Source organism: Streptomyces sp. NPDC012508 (assembly GCF_042902595.1).
GTDB lineage: Bacteria > Actinomycetota > Actinomycetes > Streptomycetales > Streptomycetaceae > Streptomyces.
Genome location: NZ_JBIBEO010000008.1, coordinates 161856 through 183683 on the forward strand (window position 1 = coordinate 161856; position 21828 = coordinate 183683).

14 protein-coding genes are annotated in these 21828 nt (G+C 69.0%); 7 read left to right on the forward strand and 7 right to left on the reverse strand.

The genetic code is table 11. The features are described from left to right. Positions 1 to 57 precede the first annotated feature (57 nt). A complete protein-coding gene (locus ACFY8U_RS26730) occupies positions 58 to 906 on the reverse strand; it encodes an NAD(P)H-binding protein (protein ID WP_389574470.1) in 849 nt (282 codons plus the stop codon). A 114-nt stretch (positions 907 to 1020) separates the two neighbouring features. Between ACFY8U_RS26730 and ACFY8U_RS26735 the strand changes: the two genes are divergently transcribed. The 3 genes from ACFY8U_RS26735 (at position 1021) to ACFY8U_RS26745 (ending at position 3985) form a co-directional block, all read left to right on the forward strand. Further along, a complete protein-coding gene (locus ACFY8U_RS26735) occupies positions 1021 to 1977 on the forward strand; it encodes a cupin domain-containing protein (RefSeq protein WP_389574472.1) in 957 nt (318 codons plus the stop codon). Between the two features lie 73 nt (positions 1978 to 2050). Beyond that, on the forward strand, positions 2051 to 2404 hold the full coding sequence (locus ACFY8U_RS26740; RefSeq protein ID WP_389574475.1) for a VOC family protein: 354 nt from the start codon (positions 2051 to 2053) through the stop codon (positions 2402 to 2404). Positions 2405 to 2455: 51 nt separating this feature from the next. Further along, entirely contained in the window at positions 2456 to 3985 is a 1530-nt protein-coding gene (locus ACFY8U_RS26745) for a UDP-N-acetylglucosamine 1-carboxyvinyltransferase (RefSeq protein ID WP_361440920.1), read from the forward strand. A 230-nt stretch (positions 3986 to 4215) separates the two neighbouring features. Here ACFY8U_RS26745 and ACFY8U_RS26750 read toward each other — a convergent pair whose 3' ends face one another. Continuing rightward, positions 4216 to 4692, reverse strand: a complete 477-nt coding sequence (locus ACFY8U_RS26750) for an MmpS family transport accessory protein (protein WP_389574479.1) — start codon at positions 4690 to 4692, stop codon at positions 4216 to 4218. A 300-nt stretch (positions 4693 to 4992) separates the two neighbouring features. Here ACFY8U_RS26750 and ACFY8U_RS26755 point away from each other — a divergent pair, with 300 nt between their 5' ends. The 3 genes from ACFY8U_RS26755 to lepB all read left to right on the forward strand — a co-directional run bounded on the left by ACFY8U_RS26755 (position 4993) and on the right by lepB (position 14947). Beyond that, a complete protein-coding gene (locus tag ACFY8U_RS26755; protein ID WP_389574482.1) occupies positions 4993 to 13680 on the forward strand; it encodes a DNRLRE domain-containing protein in 8688 nt (2895 codons plus the stop codon). 74 nt (positions 13681 to 13754) lie between these two features. Continuing rightward, entirely contained in the window at positions 13755 to 14291 is a 537-nt protein-coding gene (locus ACFY8U_RS26760; protein ID WP_389574484.1) for a hypothetical protein, read from the forward strand. 62 nt (positions 14292 to 14353) lie between these two features. After that, on the forward strand, positions 14354 to 14947 hold the full coding sequence (lepB, locus tag ACFY8U_RS26765; RefSeq protein ID WP_389574486.1) for a signal peptidase I: 594 nt from the start codon (positions 14354 to 14356) through the stop codon (positions 14945 to 14947). A 52-nt stretch (positions 14948 to 14999) separates the two neighbouring features. On the opposite strand, the gene ACFY8U_RS26770 is transcribed toward lepB, so the two are convergent. The 5 genes from ACFY8U_RS26770 to ACFY8U_RS26790 all read right to left on the reverse strand — a co-directional run bounded on the left by ACFY8U_RS26770 (position 15000) and on the right by ACFY8U_RS26790 (position 20070). Continuing rightward, positions 15000 to 15935 carry a tetratricopeptide repeat protein gene (locus ACFY8U_RS26770; RefSeq protein ID WP_389574489.1) on the reverse strand — a complete coding sequence of 312 codons (936 nt, stop codon included), beginning with the start codon at positions 15933 to 15935 and terminating at the stop codon, positions 15000 to 15002. 190 nt (positions 15936 to 16125) lie between these two features. After that, positions 16126 to 16626, reverse strand: a complete 501-nt coding sequence (gene tpx, locus ACFY8U_RS26775; RefSeq protein ID WP_389574492.1) for a thiol peroxidase — start codon at positions 16624 to 16626, stop codon at positions 16126 to 16128. A 95-nt stretch (positions 16627 to 16721) separates the two neighbouring features. After that, entirely contained in the window at positions 16722 to 18275 is a 1554-nt protein-coding gene (locus tag ACFY8U_RS26780) for an MFS transporter (RefSeq protein ID WP_389574495.1), read from the reverse strand. 104 nt (positions 18276 to 18379) lie between these two features. Beyond that, positions 18380 to 18778, reverse strand: a complete 399-nt coding sequence (locus ACFY8U_RS26785) for a RidA family protein (protein ID WP_361602075.1) — start codon at positions 18776 to 18778, stop codon at positions 18380 to 18382. Then, on the reverse strand, positions 18775 to 20070 hold the full coding sequence (locus ACFY8U_RS26790; RefSeq protein WP_389574497.1) for an acyl-CoA dehydrogenase family protein: 1296 nt from the start codon (positions 20068 to 20070) through the stop codon (positions 18775 to 18777). The genes ACFY8U_RS26785 and ACFY8U_RS26790 overlap by 4 nt, the downstream gene beginning before the upstream one ends. A gap of 109 nt (positions 20071 to 20179) precedes the next feature. Here ACFY8U_RS26790 and ACFY8U_RS26795 point away from each other — a divergent pair, with 109 nt between their 5' ends. After that, entirely contained in the window at positions 20180 to 21823 is a 1644-nt protein-coding gene (locus ACFY8U_RS26795; RefSeq protein WP_389574500.1) for an AMP-binding protein, read from the forward strand. Positions 21824 to 21828 lie beyond the last annotated feature (5 nt).

Here is a 21828-nt window from a genome sequence, read left to right on the forward strand (position 1 = left end):
CACGGCGTACGGACGCAGCCGGAGACGGGTGGGACGGTCAGCCGTTCCAGACACCTGTCAGCTGTGCCAGACACCCGTCACCGCGGCCGTACGGACGTAGTCGGAGAAGTCGCGCGGTTCACGGCCGAGGGCGCGCTGGACGCCGTCCGCGAGCCGGGCGAAACGTTCCTCGCGGATCCAGCCGTAGAGCATGTTCAGCAGGGCGATGTACTCCTCGGACACCCCGCGCCGCGCCGCGTAGGACGCGAACTCCTCGGGCGAGACGGCCCGGTGGGTGACGTCCCGGCCGGTGGCCCGGGCGATCTCGTCGGCCACGGCGTCGAAGGTGAGCAGCCGCGGCCCGGACAAGGGGTACGTCTGCCCGGCGTGCCCGTCCTCGGTGAGGGCGGCCACGGCGACGTCGGCGATGTCCTCCGTGTCGACCCACGGCTCGGCGCCCGCTCCCGTCGACGTGACCACCTCCCCGTCGAGGATCTGCCCCCGGAACATCGGGTCCTCGCTGAAGTTCTGGGCGAACCAGGCCGGCTTCAGGATCGTCCACGCCGCACCGGACTCCCGCACCGCGCTCTCGCAGGGCAGCTTCTCCTCGCCCTCCGGCACGACCCAGTCGCTGTGGGAGAGCAGGACGAGGCGCTCGACCCCGCCGGCGGCGGCGAGCTTCGCGAAGGCGCGCATCGAGGTCGCGGCGTCCTCGCGCTGCGAGTCGACCAGATAGACCGCGCCGGCGCCCGCGAGGGCGGGCTCCCAGGTGTTCTCGTCGGTCCACTCGAAGCGGGTCGGCCCCTTGCGGGAGGCCGCGCGGACGTCATGGCCGCGCCGGCGGAGGCGGGAGAGGACACGGCGCCCGGTCTTGCCGGTGCCGCCGAGGACGAGGATCGGCCCGGTCGTCATGTGATGAGTCGTCATGAGAGACATCCAACGCCGAGGATGTGAGGCGCGGAATGGCATGAGCGCTCACATCGATGTCTCAGCGTCTCAAGGAGCCGCGTCACCCGCCGACTCAGGGTCTAGCCTTGCCCCATGGACGCGTTGGGAAGTCTGCTGTACGAAGTGAGATCCGACGGCGCGCTGTTCAGCCGGAACATCCTGGCGCCGCCGTGGTCGATCCGTTTCGCCGACCGGACGCAACTCACCCTGGTCACGATGTTGCGGGGATCGGGCTGGCTGATCCCGGGCGGCACCGAGCCGCCCGTGGCGCTCGGCCGAGGGGATGTGGCGGTCGTGGTCGGCTCGGAGCCGTTCTCCGTCACCGACGATCCCGGCGCCGGGACTCCGCCGCTCTACGTCCTGGAAGGCCCCGACCGGTGCACGACGGCCGACGGTGAGGAGGTCTGCGAGGACATCGTGCTGGGACTGCGCACCTGCGGGAACACCCTGGACGGCCCGACGGTGCTGCTCACCGGCAGCTATCACGTGGGCGGCCGTGTCTCGGAGCGGCTGTTGAGCGCGCTCCCCCGGGTGGTCACGGTCCGCCCCGACGGCGGGCCCGGCCCGATCCTGGACCTCACCGCCGCGGAGATCGGCCGGGACGACCCGGGGCAGCAGGCCGTCCTGGACAGGCTCCTGGACCTGTTGCTGCTGTCCACGCTGCGCGAGTGGTTCGCGCGTCCGGAGGCCGATCCGCCCGGCTGGTACCGCGCGCTCGGCGACCCTGTCGCGGGCCGGGCGCTCCGGCTGATGCACGACCGTCCGGCGCGGCCATGGACCGTGGCGGCGCTCGCCGAGGAGACGGGGGTGTCGCGGGCGACGCTCGCCCGCCGCTTCACCGACCTGGTCGGCGAACCGCCCATGGCGTATCTGACCGGCTGGCGGCTCGCCCTGGCGGCCGACCTGCTGGCGCGTACCGACGCGACGGTGGAGTCGATCGCCCGACAGGTCGGCTACCGCAGCGCCTTCGGGCTGAGCGTCGCCTTCCACCGGGTGTACGGGACCCGCCCGAGCCACCACCGCGCGGCGACCGCGCCGGCCGCGGCCTGAGCAGCCCCGCCCCCTCTCCCCGTACGGGCGCGGAGCGATTGCCGCGGCCGTACGGCAGGGGGAGGATCGGAGCATGTTCAGCGGCGCGCATGTGATTCTCTACACCCCGGACGCGGACGCCGACCGGGCGTTCCTGAAGGACGTGCTGGGCTTCGAGCACGTCGACGCGGGTCGCGGCTGGCTCATCTTCAAGCTGCCGCCGGCGGAGGTCGCCGTTCACCCCACGGAGGGTGCGCCGAAGCACGAGTTCTATCTGATGTGCGACGACATCACCCGTACGCTCGCCACGTTGCGGGAGCGCGGGGTCGAGACGTCGGAGCCCAGCGACCAGGGGTGGGGGCTGCTCGCCACCGTACGCATGCCGAGCGGGTCCGAACTGTCCCTGTATGAACCACGTCACCCCACTGCTCACGGTTCGTCACCCTGATGGCTCACCCCCGCGCAAGCCTCATCTCATATCTGAGATAACGTGACGCCCATGGCAGACGACTACCTCGTACGCATCGGCAAGCTCATCCGTGACGCCCGTCAGCACCGTGGATGGACGCAGACGCAGCTCGCCGAAGCCCTGGCCACCAGCCAGAGCGCCGTGAACCGGATCGAACGTGGCAACCAGAACATCAGCCTTGAGATGATCGCACGCATCGGCGAAGCACTCGACAGCGAGATCGTGTCCCTGGGTTACGCCGGCCCCATGCATCTGCGGGTCGTCGGCCGCCGCCGGCTCTCCGGGTCCATCGACGTCAAGACGAGCAAGAACGCGTGTGTCGCGCTGCTCTGCGCCTCACTCCTCAACAAGGGCCGCACGGTCCTGCGCCGCGTCGCGCGCATCGAGGAGGTCTTCCGGCTCCTGGAGGTCCTCAACTCCATCGGGGTGCGCACCCGTTGGATCAACGACGGGGTCGACCTGGAGATCGTGCCGCCGGCCGAGCTGGACATGGACTCGATCGACGCCGAGGCCGCGATCCGTACCCGCTCGATCATCATGTTCCTCGGCCCGCTGCTGCACCGCCTCGACCGCTTCAGGCTGCCGTACGCGGGCGGCTGCGACCTCGGTACGCGGACGATCGAGCCGCACATGATCGCGCTGCGCCGCTTCGGCCTGGAGGTCACGGCCACCGAGGGCCTCTACCACGCGCAGGTCGAATCCTCCGTGGTCCCGGACCGCCCGATCGTGCTGACCGAGCGCGGCGACACCGTGACGGAGAACGCGCTGCTGGCCGCGGCCCGCCACGACGGCGTGACCGTCATCCGCAACGCCTCCTCCAACTACATGGTCCAGGACCTCTGCTTCTTCCTGGAGGCGCTGGGCGTACGGGTGGAGGGCATCGGCACGACGACGCTCACCGTCCACGGTGTCCCGCAGATCGACGTGGACGTGGACTACTCCCCCTCCGAGGACCCGGTCGAGGCGATGAGCCTGCTGGCCGCGGCCGTCGTCACCGAGTCGGAGCTGACGATCCGCCGGGTCCCGATCGAGTTCATGGAGATCGAGCTCGCGGTCCTGGAGGAGATGGGCCTCGACCACGACCGCTCCCCGGAGTACGCCGCGGACAACGGCCGCACACGTCTGGTCGACCTGACGGTCCGCCCCTCCAAGCTGGAGGCGCCGATCGACAAGATCCACCCGATGCCGTTCCCGGGCCTGAACATCGACAACGTCCCGTTCTTCGCGGCGATCGCGGCGACGGCGCAGGGCAAGACGCTGATCCACGACTGGGTCTACGACAACCGCGCCATCTACCTCACGGACCTCAACCGCCTGGGCGGCCGCCTCCAACTCCTCGACCCCCACCGCGTCCTGGTCGAGGGCCCCACCCGCTGGCGCGCGGCCGAGATGATGTGCCCCCCGGCCCTGCGCCCGGCGGTGGTGGTCCTCCTGGCGATGATGGCCGCGGAGGGCACGTCGGTCCTCCGGAACGTCTACGTCATCAACCGCGGCTACGAGGACCTGGCGGAACGCCTGAACTCGGTCGGCGCGCAGATCGAGATCTTCCGGGACATCTGACAGATCGTCGCGGCTGAGGCTCGCCGGCGCGTCCACGGGCCGGAGCGCGGGACGGCCGATCCCTCCACCACGTCGGCATCCGCGGCAGCCGACATCGCGCTCCTGCGACGCCAGGCGGCCGGGACCCTGCAGAAGGGGCCCGGCCGCTGTCGTTCGTGGTGGTCGTGCTCGTCAGCTTCTGGCGTACGGGGAACTGCCCGCGGCCGTACGGATCCCCGGGAGGTGGCGCGTCACCCCTGGCCGCCGCCGGGGGGCAGCTCGCCGGTGCACGTGGCGCGCCCGAACTCGCCCATGGCGGTGGAGCGCTGGACGTGCTTGCCGCGGATCGCCAGTGTGCAGGCCGCCTGTCCCCCCTTCCCGTCGAGGACGATGGCGACGGTCGGGGCCTTCCCGAGGGGCACCTGGACCGACTTCTTCCAGGGAAGCGCGACGGCCTTCTCGACCGTGGCCGTGCCGGCCACGCTGCGGGCGAGGTACGAGATCTCTGCGGTTCCCGTCCCCGTGACCTCGTACGTCACTTCGGCCGTCGGCACGGCACGCGGCTTCGGCTGTTCGTCGGTGTCGAGCATGCCGTAGCCGACGATCCCGAAGCAGGCGAGCAGGGCGATACCGGCAGCCAGCAGCCCCCGCCGGTCCGGCGAGCCCTCGGTGCCCTCGTGTTCGCTCTCCTGCTGTGCGGCATTCTCCGCGATTCCGCTGGATGACATGAAAGAGCCCGGCTTTCGGTTGGTCGGCAGATGAACCGGGCGGTTATACACCACGCCCCCGGTCACACGCGAGTGGGCGGAAGAATCGGGCGAACAACACCTCTTCAGAGCGCGCGATTGTCCCTTATGTCATCAGGATTGACGCAGCGTCATAAGGCTGGCTAGAAAGCCCACTGCGACGCCGCGAGCTCGCGTTTTCCTGCTTCTCGCGGTCATCTCGCATCGCTCCAAGCCGGGCGGAAACCTACGCTCCGGCTAGTTCGGCGTGCCCATTTCGCGTGAAGTGATGCGGGTGCGTCGATGCCGAAAGGTATTGAGGTGAAAGTTCCGTACAGGAGATATCTCTCCTGTCTCGTCGTGTCGGCGGTAGCGGGCACGCTATTGCCACAGGTCGCCTATGCGGCTCCCGAATCACCGTCCCATGACGACGGCAAGGGCGTCTTCGACACGATCGCGGGCTGGTTCTCGGACGACGGCGCGGGCGGGACGCAGCCCCCGGCCGGCGGGAACCTGGAGGTACCCAGCCGGGAGAAGCTGCCGAAGGGCGAGAAGCTCCCGAAGGCGAAGCGGGTCAAGGAGCTGACGGGGAAGCGCACGTCGCAGGCGCGCTTCTGGCAGTTGTCGGACGGCCGGATCGAGGCCGAACTGACGGCCGTGCCGACGTCGTACAGGTCCGGGAAGTCCTGGAAGCCGGTCGAGACCACGGTGCGTGCCACCCAGGACAAGGGCTTCGACTTCGCCAACACCGCGAACACCGGCAAGAGCTGGTTCGGCTCCGACGCCGGCAGGTTCATGCGCTTCGAGGCGGAGGGCGGCGGGGCGGTCACGTTCGGCCTGTCCGGTGCCCGCGCGCTCAAGCCGGAGGCGAAGGGCGACCAGGTCGTCTACAAGGACGCGGTCGCCGGCGCGGATCTGTCGTACCGGGTCGGCAACGGTCAGGTGAAGGAGGACATCGTCCTCGCCGAACGCCCGGCGGGACCGGTGTCGTTCACCTTCACCCTGGACACCGAGGGCGGCCTGACGCCGACGGCCCGCAAGGACGGCTCGATCGCCTTCTTCGGCGAGGCTCCGGGTACTCCGGTGATGGTGATCCCGGCTCCGTACATGACGGACGGCAAGAAGGATCCGCAGTCGGTGACCGGTGGTACGTACAGCACCAGGGTCACGCAGAAGCTGGCGCGGGACGCCGACGGCAAGGGCTGGAAGCTGACCATCACGCCGGACGCCAAGTGGCTCGCGGCGAAGGAGCGTCAGTACCCGGTCGTGATCGACCCGACGATCACGATCACTCCGATCGCCTCGGCCTCCGAGGACACGATGGTCCTTTCGGACCAGCCGGCGGTCAACTTCAACAACACCTGGAAGCTGTCGGTCGGCAAGACCGACACCGGTATCTCCCGTTCGTTGATCAAGTTCCCGCTGAACGAGGTCCCGGCGGGAGTGAAGGTCGACGCGGCCCGGCTGAGTCTGTACTACGACCAGGCGCACACCACCAACGGCAACGTCGTCGCCCTCGAGGCGCACCGGGCAACCGGGGCGTGGAGCGAGTCGGGCGCGACGCCCGCGACGTGGTCCAACACCAGCGCGCTGGTGGGTGAACTGTCCGGCACCACGGTGCAGGTGGACGACGGCGACGCCGGTACGGCGGCGGTCGGCGAATGGCCGCGAGCCACCACGACCGGCGGCGCGGCGACCAACGACGACTACGCCTACAACAAGAACGCGCTCACGGGCGAGTCGTACACCTGGCAGCCGAGGGTCCCGGAGACCGACACGTACCGGGTGGACGTGCACTACCCGGCGGCGGCGGACGCGGCCACGGCCGCCCCGTACACCGTCACCCACAACGGGGGCACGAAGAACTACACGGTCAACCAGACCGGTACCGGCGGTGTCTGGAAGACCCTGGACGCGGCCGAGCTGAGCTTCGCCAAGGGGAACGCCGGGAAGGTCGCCCTCGGTGACACCGGCTCGGCCACCACCCGTGCGCTGGCCGACTCGGTGCGGCTGGTGAACCCCGCCGAGATCACCAAGGCCGCCTGGGACTACAACAAGTGGCACGACTTCCCCGTCGCCGACACGGTCCAGAAGTGGGTCTCCGGCACGGCGACCAACCACGGCTTCGTGCTGAAGGCCAAGGACGAGTCGGGCACCGCGCCGACCGGCGGCCCGCGCTACGCGGCGGCCGACGGCAACGCCTATGGCGGTGAGACCTCCACGTACCCGCGCCTGACGGTGACCTACGGGGCTGTCGGCACATCGCTGAACTCGCCGACCGTCGTCCACTCCACCGGACCGGAGCTCTCCTGGCCGGCGTACGCCAACAGCAGCGGTGACACCGGCCTGGACATCGTGGAGTACCAGCTGCACCGCTCCACGCAGCAGGCCTTCACCCCGTCCGCGGCGACCCTGATCGCGCCGATCGGCTCGACCGTGACGACGTACACGGACACCACGGCGGTGCCGACCCCGGACTCCAGCTCCAGTGAGATCGGGAAGTCGTACTACTACCAGCTCGCGGTCAAGACCAAGAACGGCCAGCTCCTCGGGTCGCCGACCCGCATCGTGGGCATCCCGAAGGCCGGCCGGACGATGAAGATCATCCAGGCAGGTCAGACCGACACCACGCTCTCCTCGCAGCAGCCGACCGTCAACCACGACGGTCTGGTCTCCGGCAAGGCGCAGACCTGGCTGAGCGTGGGCAACAACTCCGGCACGTACGGCAAGACGCGCGCCGTCATCAAGTTCCCCACCACATCCATCCCCACCACCGCCACGGTGCTGGAGAACAAGATGTACATGTGGGGCGCGGAGACCACCAGCACGACCAACGGTGCGATCTACGAACTCCACTCCCTGACCAGGGACTTCACCGAGACCCAGGCGACGTGGAACAACGCGAACTCCACGACCCCCTGGACCACCGCGGGAGGTGACTTCTCGGCCACCGTCGCCGACACCGTTCCGCAGATCACCGACGAGGTCGGCCGCCACTGGTGGGACGCCACCGGACTCATGCAGTCCTGGGTCAAGACGCCTGCCAACAACAAGGGCGTCCTGGTCAAGCTGAAGGACGAGACCACCACCGGCCCGCAGGAGCGCACGCTGTTCCTGTCGTCCGAGGCCTCCGACCCGCAGCTGCGTCCGTACATGCAGGTCATCTACGTCGACGCGACCACCGAGGACACGTACTACGCCCCGACGACTCCGGCCCGTATGACGCCGAACTCGCAGTACGCCGTCGAGTTCACGGTCACCAACACCACGTCCACGGCGTGGGCGGCCGGTGAGCGGCAGCTGTCGTACACCTGGAAGCTGCCCGACGGCACGGACGTCACCACGGGCGGCAACCAGCTGTCCACCGCGATCCCCGCCCTGCTGCCGGGCAAGTCGGCGACGATCCAGGCGCAGGTCAAGACGCCGATCAACTCCGACAACGGAAACAAGCGCAACGAGTACGTGCTCGGCTGGGACGTCCGCAAGATCGCCGACGGCACCTGGCTGTCCGCCGGCACCGGCGGCATCCCGTCGCTGAAGCAGAACGTGGCGGTCGAGGACCCGACCTCCAACAGCCTCGGCATGGAGAAGTTCTACAGCTACACCGGTAAGAACACCGGCGCGGGATCCACGGTCATGAACAACCTGGCCACCGGTAACAGCGTGTGGCAGTACAACGCGTTCACCAACCCCGGCCGGGGCCTGAGCACCTTCGCCCGGTTCGCGTACAACAGTCTCGACACCAGTGACACCGTCGCCGGACACGGCTGGTCGTTCCAGACCTCCGGGCCCATCCGCATGGGTGCGCCCCTCGACTTCCACCCGAACCCGAACCCGACGGAGATCCGTCTGCCGGACGGTGACGGCACCACGCACGTCTTCCGCTGGGACGCCGCCAACAGCGTGTGGAAGGCACCGGCCGGTGTCCACTACAAGCTGACGATGAAGGCGGGCCTGGACTGCAAGCCCACCAAGGACCCCGTCCCCGACGCCTGGACCATGACCAGGCCCGACGGCACGCGGTTCCTGTTCGGCTGCGACGGCTACATGACCTCGACGGTGGACAAGAACGGCAACACACAGACCTTCACCTACGAGGAGCGCAAGTCCAACAACAAGCCGACCAAGTTCCTGACCTACGTCACGGACCCGGCCGGCCGTCAGTCCTTCACCGTCGACTACTACAAGAAGGGAGACGCGTCCTACGAGTACATCAACGATCTGGGCGCGAAGGTCACGGGCTCGAACCTGACCAACTCCAAGATCTACGACCACGTGAAGTCCATGACGGACATCTCCGGCCGCAAGATCTCCTTCTACTACACCGACAAGGGCCTGCTCGGCCAGATCACCGATGGCGTCGGTTCCAGCCAGCCCAAGGACTTCAAGTTCACCTACGACGCCACGCAGGGGAACAAGAACGTCAAGCTGGTCAAGGCCACCGACCCGCGCGGCAACGCCACGCAGCTGGCCTACCACGCGCCGCAGGCCGGTGACGACCCGAAGTACCACTGGTGGACCAAGACGATCACCGACCGCCTGCAGGACACCACCGGCTTCGCCTACGCGGTCGACGCGACGAACACCAAGTTCACCGACACCAAGGTCACCGACGCCGAGCAGCACACGTCCACCTATGTCACCGATGACTTCGGCCGCGGTGTGCAGACGACGAACGCCAAGGCGCAGACCTCGAAGATGTCGTGGGACGCGGACAACAACGTCACGTACCTGGAGGAGGCGAACGGGGCGAAGACCGCGTACTGCTACGACCAGAAGACGGGTTACCCGCTCTGGCAGCGCGACGCGGAGAACAACAAGGCCGGCGTGCCGGCCCAGAGCGACTGCGCCCCGGGCACCTACCCGGCCAATTCGCAGCAGTACAGCTACCAGACGCGTCTGGACGGCTACTCCGCCGACCTCGCCACCAAGACCTCGCCCGAGGGCCGTAAGTGGCAGTTCGGCTATGACCAGTTCGGCAACCTGAAGACGGTCACCGACCCGGAGGGTGTCGCCACCACGGCCGTCGCCGGCGACTACACGACGTCGTACGAGTACGACTCCCACGGCCAGCTGACCAAGGTGATCGACGCCAACGGCAACTCGACCACCAACAGCAGCTTCGGACCCACCGGGTACCCGGCCACCATGACCGATGCCCTGAACCATTCGACGGGCTTCGTCTACGACGAGCGCGGCCAGGTCACCGAGGTGACCGACGCCCTGGGCAAGAAGACCACGCAGACCTACGACACCTTCGGGCGTCCGCTGGTGGCCACGGTGCCCAAGGAAGCCGGGACCCTGATCACCACTCCGGCACCCGTGTACGACGCGAACGACAACGTCACCACGTCCACCTCGCCCACCGGCGCGGTCTCCACGGCGGTGTACGACGCGGCGGACCAGGTCACCTCGGCCACCGCACCCAAGGACACGGCGACCTCGGGCGAGCGGAGGTCGACGTACACCTACGACAAGGTCGGCAATCTCAGGACGACGACGGAGCCGAAGGGTGCCCTGACCACGGCGGACGCGACGGACTACGTCACGACCAACGTCTACGACGAGCTCTACCAGCTCGTGTCCGCGACCAACGCGGACGGCCACAGGATCTCGTACGAGTACGACAACGCCGGCAACGTCACCAAGGTCGTCGACCCGAAGGCGAACGCCACCGCCGACCCGGCCGACTACATGACGAAGACCGCCTACGACCTGAACCACCGGGTCACGACGGTCACGGACGCGGCGGGCAAGGCCACTTCGCGGACGTACGACAAGGACTCCCTGGTCATCGAGACCAAGGACGCCGAGAACAACTCCACGTACGTCGACTACGACAAGCGCGGCAAGCAGAAGGAGATCCGCAAGCCGTACGCGGGCACCACGTTCCGCAAGACCCGGTTCGAGTACGACGAGGTCGGCAACACCACCAAGGTCATCTCGCCCCGAGGCACCGAGACGGCGGCGGCGGACGACTTCACCCGGCGCACCGAGTACGACGCGCTGAACCGGCCGGTGAAGCAGTTCCAGCCGTACGACCCCGCCGACAGCCGCTACAACGACCCCAACGTCTACGTCGAGACGGTGTACGACGAGGTGGGCAGGGTCAAGAAGACCTCGGCGCCCCCGTCGGAGGGCCAGACGGTCCGCAACGACACGACGTACGAGTACTTCGACAACGGCTGGATCCGCAAGTCCGTCGACCCGTGGGACATCGCCACGACGTACGACTACACGGAGACGGGCCAGCAGAAGGCCCGTACGCTCACCTCGGCCGGCGGGTCCTCGAACCGCACCATGACGTGGTCCTTCTACCCCGACGGGAAGCTGAAGTCCAAGTCCGACGACGGCGTGCCGGTGGGTACGGCGGTCGTCCTGGTCGACAACTCCGACACCCAGCACACCTCCGCCACGGGTTCCTGGGCCACCGGGAACACCACCGGTCAGCAGGGCTACGACCACCGGACGCACGCCGCGGGCAGCGGGACCGACGCCTTCACGTGGACGCTCAACGTCCCCAAGGACGGCACGTACACCGCTTACGTGAAGTACCCGGAGGTGGCCGGCGCGGCCACGACCGCGAAGTACACCCTGTCGCAGGGCACGACCACGCACCCGGCGGTGACCAAGGACCAGAGGACGGCCGCGGGCACCTGGGTCGCGCTCGGTTCCTACAGCCTCAAGCAGGGCAATGACGCCCGGCTGAAGCTGGATCAGAACAGCGGCGGCGCGGTCGTCGCGGACGCGGTCAAGCTGGTGCGTGACACCGCCGGTGAGACCGACGGCGAGAAGCACTCCTTCACCTACACCTACGATGTCAATGCCAACCTGACGTCGATCGACGACACCTCGGCGGGTGCGAAGATCGACGCCTACACGATCGCCTACACCGGCCTCAACCAGGTCCAGAAGGTGACGGAGGCCCTGGCGGGCCAGGAGAAGAAGGTCTCGTCGTTCACGTACGACGACAACGGCCGGCCGGTGACCACCACCCACCCCGACCAGTTCTCCAAGTACACCTACGAACTGCGCCAGTTGGTCTCGTCGGTGTCGGTCGGCACGTCGGCGACCGACACCTCGCCGAAGGTGACGTCGTACACGTACACCGACCGTGGCCTGAAGCTCCGGGAGACCAAGGCCAACCAGAACACGGTCGACTACACCTACTACCTCAACGGTGCGGTGAAGTCGACGACGGAGAAGAAGGGCTCCGGCACCCTCGTCTCCTCGCACACCTACACGTACAACGCCAACGGCAACAAGGCGCAGGACGTCGCGAAGAAGATGAACGCCGACAACAACGCGGCGTATCTCGACTCCACCACCGACTACACGTACGACCCGGCCGACCGGCTCGCCAAGTCGGTCAAGACCGGTAACGGCGCAGGCACGGACACGTACGTCCACGACGACAACGCCAACGTCATCAGCCAGACGGTCAAGGGCACGTCCACGACGTACGACTACGACCGCAATCGTCTGAAGTCGGCTGTCATGGGCGGCTCGACCGCCACCTACAACTACGACCCGTTCGGCCGCCAGGAGTCGGTCGTCGCGGGCGGAAAGGTCATCGAGCGCAGCGTCTACGACGGCTTCGACCATGTCGTGGAGTCCCAGAAGGCGGACGACGCGGGTGTCCTGAAGTCGACGAAGTACACCTTCGACCCGCTGGACCGCACCGCGTCCAAGACGGCCGACGGAAAGACGACCGACTTCACGTACCTCGGCCTGTCCACCGAGGTGCTGGGTGAGGAAGTCGCCGGAGAGCTCACCAAGTCCTACCAGTACAGCCCCTGGGGCGAGCGCCTGTCCCAGGTCAAGCACAACACCGACGGCACCGGCGAAGACGGCTTCTACGGCTACAACTCGCACACCGATGTCGAGACGCTGACCGACAAGGACGGCAACACCAAGGCCACGTACGGGTACACCGCCTACGGCTCCGACGACAAGGCCGAGTTCACCGGCATCGACAAGCCGGAGGCGGCCGACCCGACCAAGGAGGCCTACAACCCCTACCGGTTCAACGCCAAGCGCTGGGACGCCAAGTCGGGTACGTACGACATGGGCTTCCGCGACTACAACCCGGGGCTCAACCGCTTCACGTCCCGGGACATGTACAACGGTGCGCTCTCGGACATGGGCCTCGGTTCCGACCCCTACACCGGAAACCGGTACGCCTTCACCGGCGGCAATCCCGTCAACTTCGTGGAGATGGACGGGCACTGCTTCGGATGGGATGCCTGCGAGGACTTCTTCGACGACGCCACGGACATCGCGGGCGGCGTGAAGAAGACGGGCGGAGGCTGGCTCACCGCCGTCAACGTCTTCCTCGACGGCATCGGCTGGAACACGGAGACCGCGCCCAACGGGTACGAGTACGAGCCCGGTGACTCGCCGGACTACGACCGGGGTCTGCTCACCAAGACCGATGACGTGAAGGAGTGGCGGGGCGCCGACACGGTGTTCCCGTTCCAGAATTCGGGTTGCCAGGACAGCAGGAAGAGCGAGCTGTACTACATGCCGCTCGACGGTGCGGGCCGTTCCCAGGGCGCGATCGCCTGCCTGAACTGGCACGACATCAACAATGTGGACAAGAAGACCGGCGAGATGTACGGGGATGACGGCATCTTCGGCAGCCCGACGGTCTGGCCCACCGACGACCCCCTGTTCATCCCGAAGGCGATGCAGAAGGGTGGTCCGCTTTACCGGAAGGGCCTGGACCGGGGTCACCTGATCGCCGACCGATTCGGCGGCTCGGGTGAGGACATCCGCAATCTCGCGCCGATGTACAGCCGCGTGAACCAGAGGGTCATGTCCACGGTGGAGGAAGCGGTGGCCGGCCAGATCAACAACGGCCACACCGTCTTCTACCAGGTCAAGGTGCACTATCCCAGTGCCACTGATCCGATGCCGGACCGGATCGACATATCCTGGACGAGTTCGAGCGGCGCCAGCGATTCGGTGCCCGTTTACAACACCCCATAAGAGGATTCCGGGGGGCGTGCCGGACATCCGGCACGCCCCCCGGTCCCAGTGTCTTCAGTTTCTTCGATCGGAGTGTGGAAGGAATGTGGGTCGAGCGCATCGCCGAGACCACGAACTGGGAGCCGCTTCGGCTGGAACTCCCCTGGAACAGCATGGAAGAAGACCTCGGCACGGCACTGCCCGAGGACTACAAGAAACTCGCCGAGACATTCGGTACGGGGGAATTCTCGGAGTTCATGAGGGTTCTGAGTGTCGATGCCACGCGCCAGTTCGACCTGACCCATATCTGGCACACGTACCTCGACACCAGCCCTGAGGAAGGGCCCGATCCCGTCCTCAAGCCGTACCAGGTGTACCGGCCCGGTCGTCGAGGCCTGATTCCGTGGGCCTTCGCGGAGATGGACTGCAGCTACTTCTGGCTGGCGTCCGCGGAGGAGGACCCGTCGACCTGGCCGATCGTCACCCAGGGCAACCCGTACCCCTGGCACGAGGTGAGCATGTCCACCTCCGAGTTCGTCTACCGCGTCCTGACGGACCCGGAGTTCGAACCCTTCTCCATCGCGCGGCTGATGCCGGAACCGGACTTCTACCCGATCGGCGCGGCGTCATGACGAGTCGGCGCCGGCCGCGGCTCGCCGGACGCGTGCTGGGCGCAGCGGGGCTGGCTGCGGCCGTGGGTGCGATCGCGCTCCTCGCCACCGGGTACACGACAGCCACCGTCAACGGCGATGCCATGGACCCGACATACCCACGCGGCGACCGTGTCTTCTTCGAGCGCATCGACGCGGACGAGGTCAGGCGGGGCGATGTGGTGCTCCACCGGACGGAGGACGGCTACGAGAACAGGCCCGTGCTGCGTCGTGTGATCGGCATGGGCGGCGACCACGTCCGTCAGATCCCCGGCGGGCCGGTGACGGTGAACGGCGGGACGCTGACGGAGCCGTACGTGAAGGACGGCGATCCGTCCGGCACGGCACCCGCCTACGACGTGCTGGTGCCCGAGGGGAGACTGTTCCTGCTCGGTGACCACCGCGCGAACTCCAACGACTCCCGCTTCTCGCTCGACGCGCAGTCGGGCAGCGTCGCGGCCACCACGGTCCAGGCCCGTGCCCTGGACAACAACTGGGGACTACTCCTGCTGGTCCTGACAGCGCTGTTCGGGCTGCTCGGCGCCGCCGGCGGGCTCGCGATGGAGATCGCTTCCCAGGTCTCGCGGCGGGCGAGTCGGTCCCCCCACCCGCCTGCCCCGCCGGCTCGAGTCCGATAGCGGTCAGGGGATGCTCGCCGCTCATGGCGAGTACGGCCTCGGACCCGGCGCCTCAGCTCGGCGTGGGTGGGTGGCTGCGCAGTTTCTTGCGGAGCGTGCGGGTTTCCGGGTGCTTCGGGCCGAGTGCCGCGTCCAGGATCGCGAAGCTGTCGTCGTACCACTGGCGGGCTCCGTCGGGGCCCTCCGTGAGGAGGGCTACGTCGCCGAGGCGTTCGCAGAGGAGGCTCAGGGCCCGCTGGGCCGACAGGTCCCTGGGGTCGTCGCCGAGCAGGGCGCGGCGGTTGGTGAGCGCCTCCTCGTAGTGGGCGCGGGCGGTCTCCAGGTCGTGGCGGAGCAGGGCCAGGTCGCCGAGGCGTTCGTGCTGGGCGCCCAGGTCACGGCGGGTGCGGGGGTCGTTGGGCGTCTCCAGGGCCAGGTTCCGGCGGACGGTCAGCGCGCCCGCGTACCACTCGGCCGCCTCGTCGTGCTCCCCGCGGTCCGCCGCCAGGAGCCCGAGCCGCTCCTGGATCACGCCCAGTTCACGCCGGTCGGCACGGTTGCGCGGGTCCGCGTCCACCAGGCGCTCGGCGTACGACAGCGCCGCCGTGTAGCGGTCGCGGGCCGTGTTCCCGGCCGTGGCACCCGCGATCTCGCCGAGCTTGAACTCGGCGTGCCTCAGGTTCCGGAGCGCCCCGGGGTCGTCGGGGTGCTCCCGGTGCAGTCGCGTGGCGACCGCCAGGGCCTCCTCGTACGCCTCCGCGGCCTGGTCGGGGCGGTGCGCGTCGACCCAGAAGTCGCCGTACTTGCCGAAGGACGCGCTCAGATCCCGCCGCGTGGAGACGTCGGGGAACTGCTCGGCCAGCTGGATGGCGTTCGCCAGCATGCGTTCGTAGTGCCGCCGGGCCTCCCGGGGCCTGCCTCTCCGCACGGCCTCGTCACCGGCCCGCTCTGCGGAGGTACAGCTCTCGACGATGCCCTGCCGAACCCGGACCGCATCCCATCTCGTCATCGAACCCCCACGTGCACGGCCCGGCCGTTCACGGCGGGAAACCAGCTGACCGGATCACTATCCCCGGCCCCGGCACCTCGGGAGACGCCGTGCGACGAAGCTTCCGCCAGAGTTCACCCAACCGTCGGCGAGCGCGTCGCGCGCGGGTCCGGGCGGGCGACAGCGGGGCCGCCCGCCCGGACCGGTCCGGCTACTTCAGGGCGGCGAGGGCGGCCTCGTAGTCGGGCTCGGTCGCGATCTCGCCCACGAGCTCCGAGTGGAGCACCTCGTTGTTCTCGTCCAGGACGACCACGGCGCGGGCGGTCAGGCCGGCCAGCGGGCCGTCCGTGATCTCGACGCCGTAGTTGGTGTGGAACTCGCGGCCGCGCAGGGTCGAGAGCGTCTTCACGTTCTCCAGCCCCTCCGCACCGCAGAAGCGGGACTGCGCGAAGGGCAGGTCCGCGGAGATGCACAGCACGACGGTGTTCTCCAGGTCGGCCGCCTTCTCGTTGAACGTACGGACGGAGGCGGCGCAGACGCCGGTGTCGACGCTCGGGAAGATGTTCAGCACCTTGCGCTGTCCGGCGAACTGCTCGAGCGAGCTGTCCGTCAGCTCCTTGGCGACGAGCGTGAAGGCCGGGGCGACAGTGCCGGGGGCGGGCAGCACGCCGTTGACCTGCACCGGGTTGCCCTTGAACGCGATCTGGGCCATGGGGGTTTCTCCCTGGGTAGTGATACCGACAACGCGATCGATCGTACGTTGCGCGGCCACTCACCCGGGTTGCCCTCACCCGGTCCTCGGCGCGGTCAGCCGGCGCCGGGCGGTGGCATCCCGCCCTTGAGGCGGTCGATGTCCGACTGGCGGACCTGGATCACGAAGAGCGCGATGAAGAACGCCACGATGGAGAACGCCGCCGCGGTGATGAATCCGGACGAGACACCGGATGTCAGGACCTGGTCGGCGTACGGCGGGGGCAGCTGCCCGGTCCTGGCGAACTCGGCCTTCTCCAGGGGCCCCGCCTGGGAGAGGAAGGCGGGGATCTGCACCTTCGCCTCGTTGCGGCTCGCCGTGCCGAAGACGGTCACCAGGATCGAGAGGCCCAGCGAACCGCCCACCTGCTGCGTGGCGTTGAGCAGCCCGGACGCGGCGCCCGACTCCCGCTGCTCCACGTTGGACAGGGCCATGATGGTCAGCGAGACGAACATGAGACCCATGCCCATGCCGAAGACCAGGATCGGCCCCAGGATGCTGCCCAGATAGGTCGAGTCGACGTCGGTCAGGGTCAGCCACGACAGGCCGGCCGCCGCGAGGAGCGAGCCGACCACCATGAAGGGTTTCGGGCCGAACCTGGGGAGCAGCTGGGAGGCGACGCCGGCACCGACCGCGATGATCGCGCTGACGGGCAGGAAGGCGAGACCGGTCTTCAACGGGCTGAAGTGCAGCACGTCCTGCACCCAGAGCGTCAGGAAGAAGAACATTCCGAAGATCGCCGCGGCCAGGCAGAGCATGATCGCGTACGTTCCCGCCCTGTTGCGGTCGGCGAACATGTGCAGCGGGGTGATCGGCTGCCGGGAACGGCGCTCCACCAGGATGAACAGGATCAGCAGGACGACCGCCGCGCCGAACGAGGCGAGCGTCCACGGGTCGCGCCAGCCCTCCTGGGACGCCCGGATGAATCCGTAGACCAGCGCCACCATGCCCAGGGTGGAGGTGAACGCACCGGTGAAGTCGAAGTGGCCGGGGTGCCGCTCGGACTCCTTGATGTGGCGGGGTGTGAGGAACACGATGAGCAGCGCGATGGGCACGTTGACGAAGAAGATCCAGCGCCAGTCGAGCCATTCGACGAGCAGTCCGCCGGCGACGAGCCCGATCGCGCCGCCGCCCGCGGAGACGGCCGCGAACACGCCGAACGCCCGGTTGCGTTCCGGGCCCTCCTCGAAGTTCGTGGTGATCAGGGAGAGCGAGGTCGGGGAGGCGATGGCTCCGCCGACGCCCTGGAGTGCGCGGGCGGCGAGGAGTTGCCAGTCGTTCTGGGCCAGTCCGCAGAGCAGCGAGGCGAACCCGAAGAGCAGGATGCCGAACATGAAGACACGGCGGCGGCCGAGGATGTCACCGGCGCGACCGCCGAGGAGCAGCAGTCCGCCGAAGGTCAGCGTGTAGGCGTTGACGACCCACGACAGGCTGGTCGTCGAGAACTCCAGCGAGCTCTGGATGTGTGGCAACGCGATGTTGACGATCGTGATGTCGAGAACGACCATCAACTGACACGAGGCGATGACGAAGAGGGCGATGCCCTTTCCGTCGCCCCGGTGCTTCGGGGCCGCGGTCTCTGCTGGGGTTGTCGGCTTGGGTGTACTCATGGCGCATCGCGCCCTCGCTCTGTGAGGAGCCGTGGGCCGGTCAGTCCACCTTTCGACATTAAGCCCGGGTTCGGCGACTCTCCAGTTGATCAAGCGGGGTGCCGTCACTCCAGGACGGCGAGCCCGTCCAGTTCGACGTGCGCCTGCTCGTCCCAGAGCCGTACGACTCCGATGACGGCCATCGCCGGGTAGTCGCGTCCTGCCAACCGCCGCCAGATCCGGCCCAGTTCGTGGGCGTGGTGGCGGTAGTCGGCGATGTCGGTGGCGTAGACGGTGACGCGCGCGAGGTCGGCGGGGGAGCCGCCGGCGTGACGGAGGGCGGTGAGGAGGTTGGTGAGAGCGGTCTCGAACTGCTCGGGCAGGGACTCCCCCACGACCTTGCCGTCACGGTCGAGGCTGGTCTGCCCGGCGAGGAGGACGAGCCGCGAGCCGGTGGCGGTGACGGCGTGGGAGAAGCCGGTGGGCGGGGAGAGCTCGGCGGGGTTGTGCCGGTGCAGGCTCATGACGTGGCCTCCTTCGACGGCGCGGAAGGCGTCTCGACAAGCTTCTCGTACGGCAGGGCCGGGGGCTGCCCCGACGCCTGCCCCGGAGGCCGTTCCGGGGGCTCTTCCGACGCCTGCCCCGCGGGCCGCTGCGGGGGCCGCCCCGTTTCCGGGGCCCCCTCCCGCGACCGGCCCGCCTCCGCCCGGTACAGCTCCTTCGCGATGATCGTGCGCTGGACCTCGGTGGCTCCTTCGTAGATGCGCGGGGCACGCACCTCGCGGTAGAGGTGTTCCAGGAGGTGGCCGCGTTGCAGCGCGCGGGCGCCGTGGAGCTGGACGGCGGCGTCGACGACGTACTGCGCGGTCTCGGTGGCGAGCAGCTTCGCCATCGCCGCCCGGCGCGGCACGTCCTGCGCACCCGCGTCGTACGCGGCCGCCGCCGCGTAGACGAGGAGGCGGGCGGCCTCGGTGCGGGTGGCCATCTCGGCGACCTGGTGGGCGACGGACTGGAGGTCGCCGAGGACGCCGCCGAAGGCCGGGCGTGCCGCGGTGTGCGTGAGCGTGGCCTCGAGGGCGGCCTGGGCCATGCCGACGGCGAAGGCGCCGACGCTGGGGCGGAAGCGGTTGAGGGTGGTCATGGCGACCCGGAAGCCGCGGTCGGGTTCGCCGAGGACGTCCGCGGGGCCGACGGGGACCCCGTCGAAGACGAGGGTGCCGATGGCGTGCGGGGCGAGCATGTCGAGAGGGCTGCCGGAGAGGCCGGGCCGGTCGGCGGGGACGAGGAAGGCGGTGACACCGCGGGCGCCCGCGCCGGGGATCGTACGGGCGAAGACGGTGGCGAAGTCGGCCTCGGGGGCGTTGGAGATCCAGCGCTTCTCGCCGTGCAGACGCCAGCCGCCCGCGCCGTCCGGCCGGGCTTCCAGGGCGAGGGCGGCGGCGTCGGATCCGGCGTCGGGCTCGCTGAGCGCGAAGGCCGCGACGGCGCGTCCCGCGACGACCTCGGGGAGCCAGCGGTCGCGCTGTTCGGGAGTACCGAAGGCGGCGACGGGGTGGCCGCCGAGACCCTGGAGCGCGAGGGCGGTCTCGGCCTCCGTACACGCGTGTGCGAGGGACTCGCGCAGCAGGCAGAGGTCGAGGGCGCCCGCGTCGAAGAGCCCGGCCAGCAGGCCGAGCTCGCCGAGGGCGGCGACGAGGGGGCGATTGACGCGGCCCGGTTCGCCCTTCTCGGCGAGTGGCCGCAGCCGCTCGGCCGCGAGGGCGCGGAGTTCCGCGCAGCGGGCGGTCTGCTGTGGATCGAGTGAGAATACGGACATTCGGACCCCTGTCCCGTTCGCCGACATCACTTCTATCGCGCACCGTTGACTGTCGTCACCATCACGATACGCTCGATGGGCGACCCCACCACGACAAGGGGACGAACTCATGGAGCTGACCCCCTCGGCCCACCACGACACCTTCGCGCGCGACCAGCTGCCGCCGCCGGACCAGTGGCCGCGCCTGCTCTTCGAACTGCCCGGGCTCGACTACCCGGAGCGGCTCAACTGCGGAGCGGAACTGCTGGACGGCACGGTGGAACGATTCGGTGCGGAACGCCCGGCGTTCAGGGACGGCGACGGTCATGTCTGGACATACGGACAACTGAGCGAGCGGGTGAACCGGATCGCCCATGTGCTCACCTCCGACCTCGGCGTCCTGCCCGGCAACCGGGTGCTCCTGCGCGGCCCCACCACTCCCTGGCTGGCCGCCTGCTGGCTCGCGGTGATGAAGGCGGGCGCCGTCGCCGTCACCGTTCTGGCCCAGCAGCGCGCCCAGGAACTGGCGGTCATGTGCGAGATGGCCCGCTGCACGCACGCGCTCTGCGACATCCGGACGGTCGACGACCTGGTCAAGGCCGAGGTGCCGGGGCTGCGGATCACGGCCTTCGGCGGGGACGCCCCGGACGACCTGCTCAGCCTCTCCGCCGGCCGGCCGGACACCTACGAGGCGGTGGCGACCGCCGCCGACGACGTGGCGCTGATCGCCTTCACCTCCGGCACCACCGGGCGGCCCAAGGGGTGCATGCACTTCCACCGTGACGTGCTCGCCGTCGCCGACACCTTCTCGCGGCACGTCCTGCGGCCGGAGCCTGACGACGTCTTCGCCGGCTCCCCTCCCCTCGGCTTCACCTTCGGGCTCGGCGGGCTCGTCCTCTTCCCGCTGCGCGCCGGAGCCAGCGCGCTGCTGCTCGAACAGGCGGGCCCCAAGCAGCTCCTGGAGGCGATCCCGCAGCACGCGGTGTCGGTGCTGTTCACCGCGCCGACGGCGTACCGGGTGATGCTGGAGGAGCTGGACCGGCACGACGGCCACGACGCCGGCGAGCTCCGCTCCCTGCGCCGGTGCGTGTCGGCGGGCGAGAACCTGCCGGCGGCGACCTGGAACGCCTGGTACGAGCGCACCGGCCTGAAGCTCATCAACGGCATCGGCGCGACCGAGCTGCTCCACATCTTCATCTCGGCCGCCGACGGCGACATCCGCCCCGGTACGACCGGGCTGCCGGTCCCCGGCTGGCAGGCACGGGTGGTGGACCGGGCGGGAGTCGAGGTCGCGGACGGCGAGGAGGGTCTGCTCGCGGTACGCGGTCCGGTCGGCTGCCGGTATCTGTCCGACCCGCGCCAGAGCGAGTACGTCCACCAGGGCTGGAACGTCACGGGCGACACGTACGTCCGCGAGCCCGACGGCTACTTCCGTTATGTCGCCCGCGCCGACGACATGATCATCTCGGCGGGCTTCAACATCGCCGGGCCCCAGGTGGAGGAGGCGCTCCTCGCCCACCCGGACGTGGTGGAGGCGGCGGTGGTGGGGCACGAGGACGCGATGCGCGGCCAGATCGTGGTGGCGTACGCGGTGGTACGGGACGGGGTGGCGCGGAACGCCGAGACCGCCGGGGCGCTGCGGGCGTTCGTACGGGCCCGGCTGGTGCCGTACAAGAGCCCGCGGAAGATCGTCTTCCTGGACGCGCTGCCCAGGACGGCGACGGGGAAGCTACAGCGATTCCGGCTGCGCGCGGGCCTCGAGGACACCCCCTAGAGTGA

Bases quoted from the DNA above. Each gene is read 5' to 3' on its own strand.
- ACFY8U_RS26730 (WP_389574470.1), bottom strand. From the start codon at position 906: ATGACGACTCATCACATGACGACCGGGCCGATCCTCGTCCTCGGCGGC.
- ACFY8U_RS26735 (WP_389574472.1), top strand. From the start codon at position 1,021: ATGGACGCGTTGGGAAGTCTGCTGTACGAAGTGAGATCCGACGGCGCG.
- ACFY8U_RS26740 (WP_389574475.1), top strand. From the start codon at position 2,051: ATGTTCAGCGGCGCGCATGTGATTCTCTACACCCCGGACGCGGACGCC.
- ACFY8U_RS26745 (WP_361440920.1), top strand. From the start codon at position 2,456: ATGGCAGACGACTACCTCGTACGCATCGGCAAGCTCATCCGTGACGCC.
- ACFY8U_RS26750 (WP_389574479.1), bottom strand. From the start codon at position 4,692: ATGTCATCCAGCGGAATCGCGGAGAATGCCGCACAGCAGGAGAGCGAA.
- ACFY8U_RS26755 (WP_389574482.1), top strand. From the start codon at position 4,993: ATGCCGAAAGGTATTGAGGTGAAAGTTCCGTACAGGAGATATCTCTCC.
- ACFY8U_RS26770 (WP_389574489.1), bottom strand. From the start codon at position 15,935: ATGACGAGATGGGATGCGGTCCGGGTTCGGCAGGGCATCGTCGAGAGC.
- tpx (WP_389574492.1), bottom strand. From the start codon at position 16,626: ATGGCCCAGATCGCGTTCAAGGGCAACCCGGTGCAGGTCAACGGCGTG.
- ACFY8U_RS26780 (WP_389574495.1), bottom strand. From the start codon at position 18,275: ATGAGTACACCCAAGCCGACAACCCCAGCAGAGACCGCGGCCCCGAAG.
- ACFY8U_RS26785 (WP_361602075.1), bottom strand. From the start codon at position 18,778: ATGAGCCTGCACCGGCACAACCCCGCCGAGCTCTCCCCGCCCACCGGC.
- ACFY8U_RS26790 (WP_389574497.1), bottom strand. From the start codon at position 20,070: ATGTCCGTATTCTCACTCGATCCACAGCAGACCGCCCGCTGCGCGGAA.
- ACFY8U_RS26795 (WP_389574500.1), top strand. From the start codon at position 20,180: ATGGAGCTGACCCCCTCGGCCCACCACGACACCTTCGCGCGCGACCAG.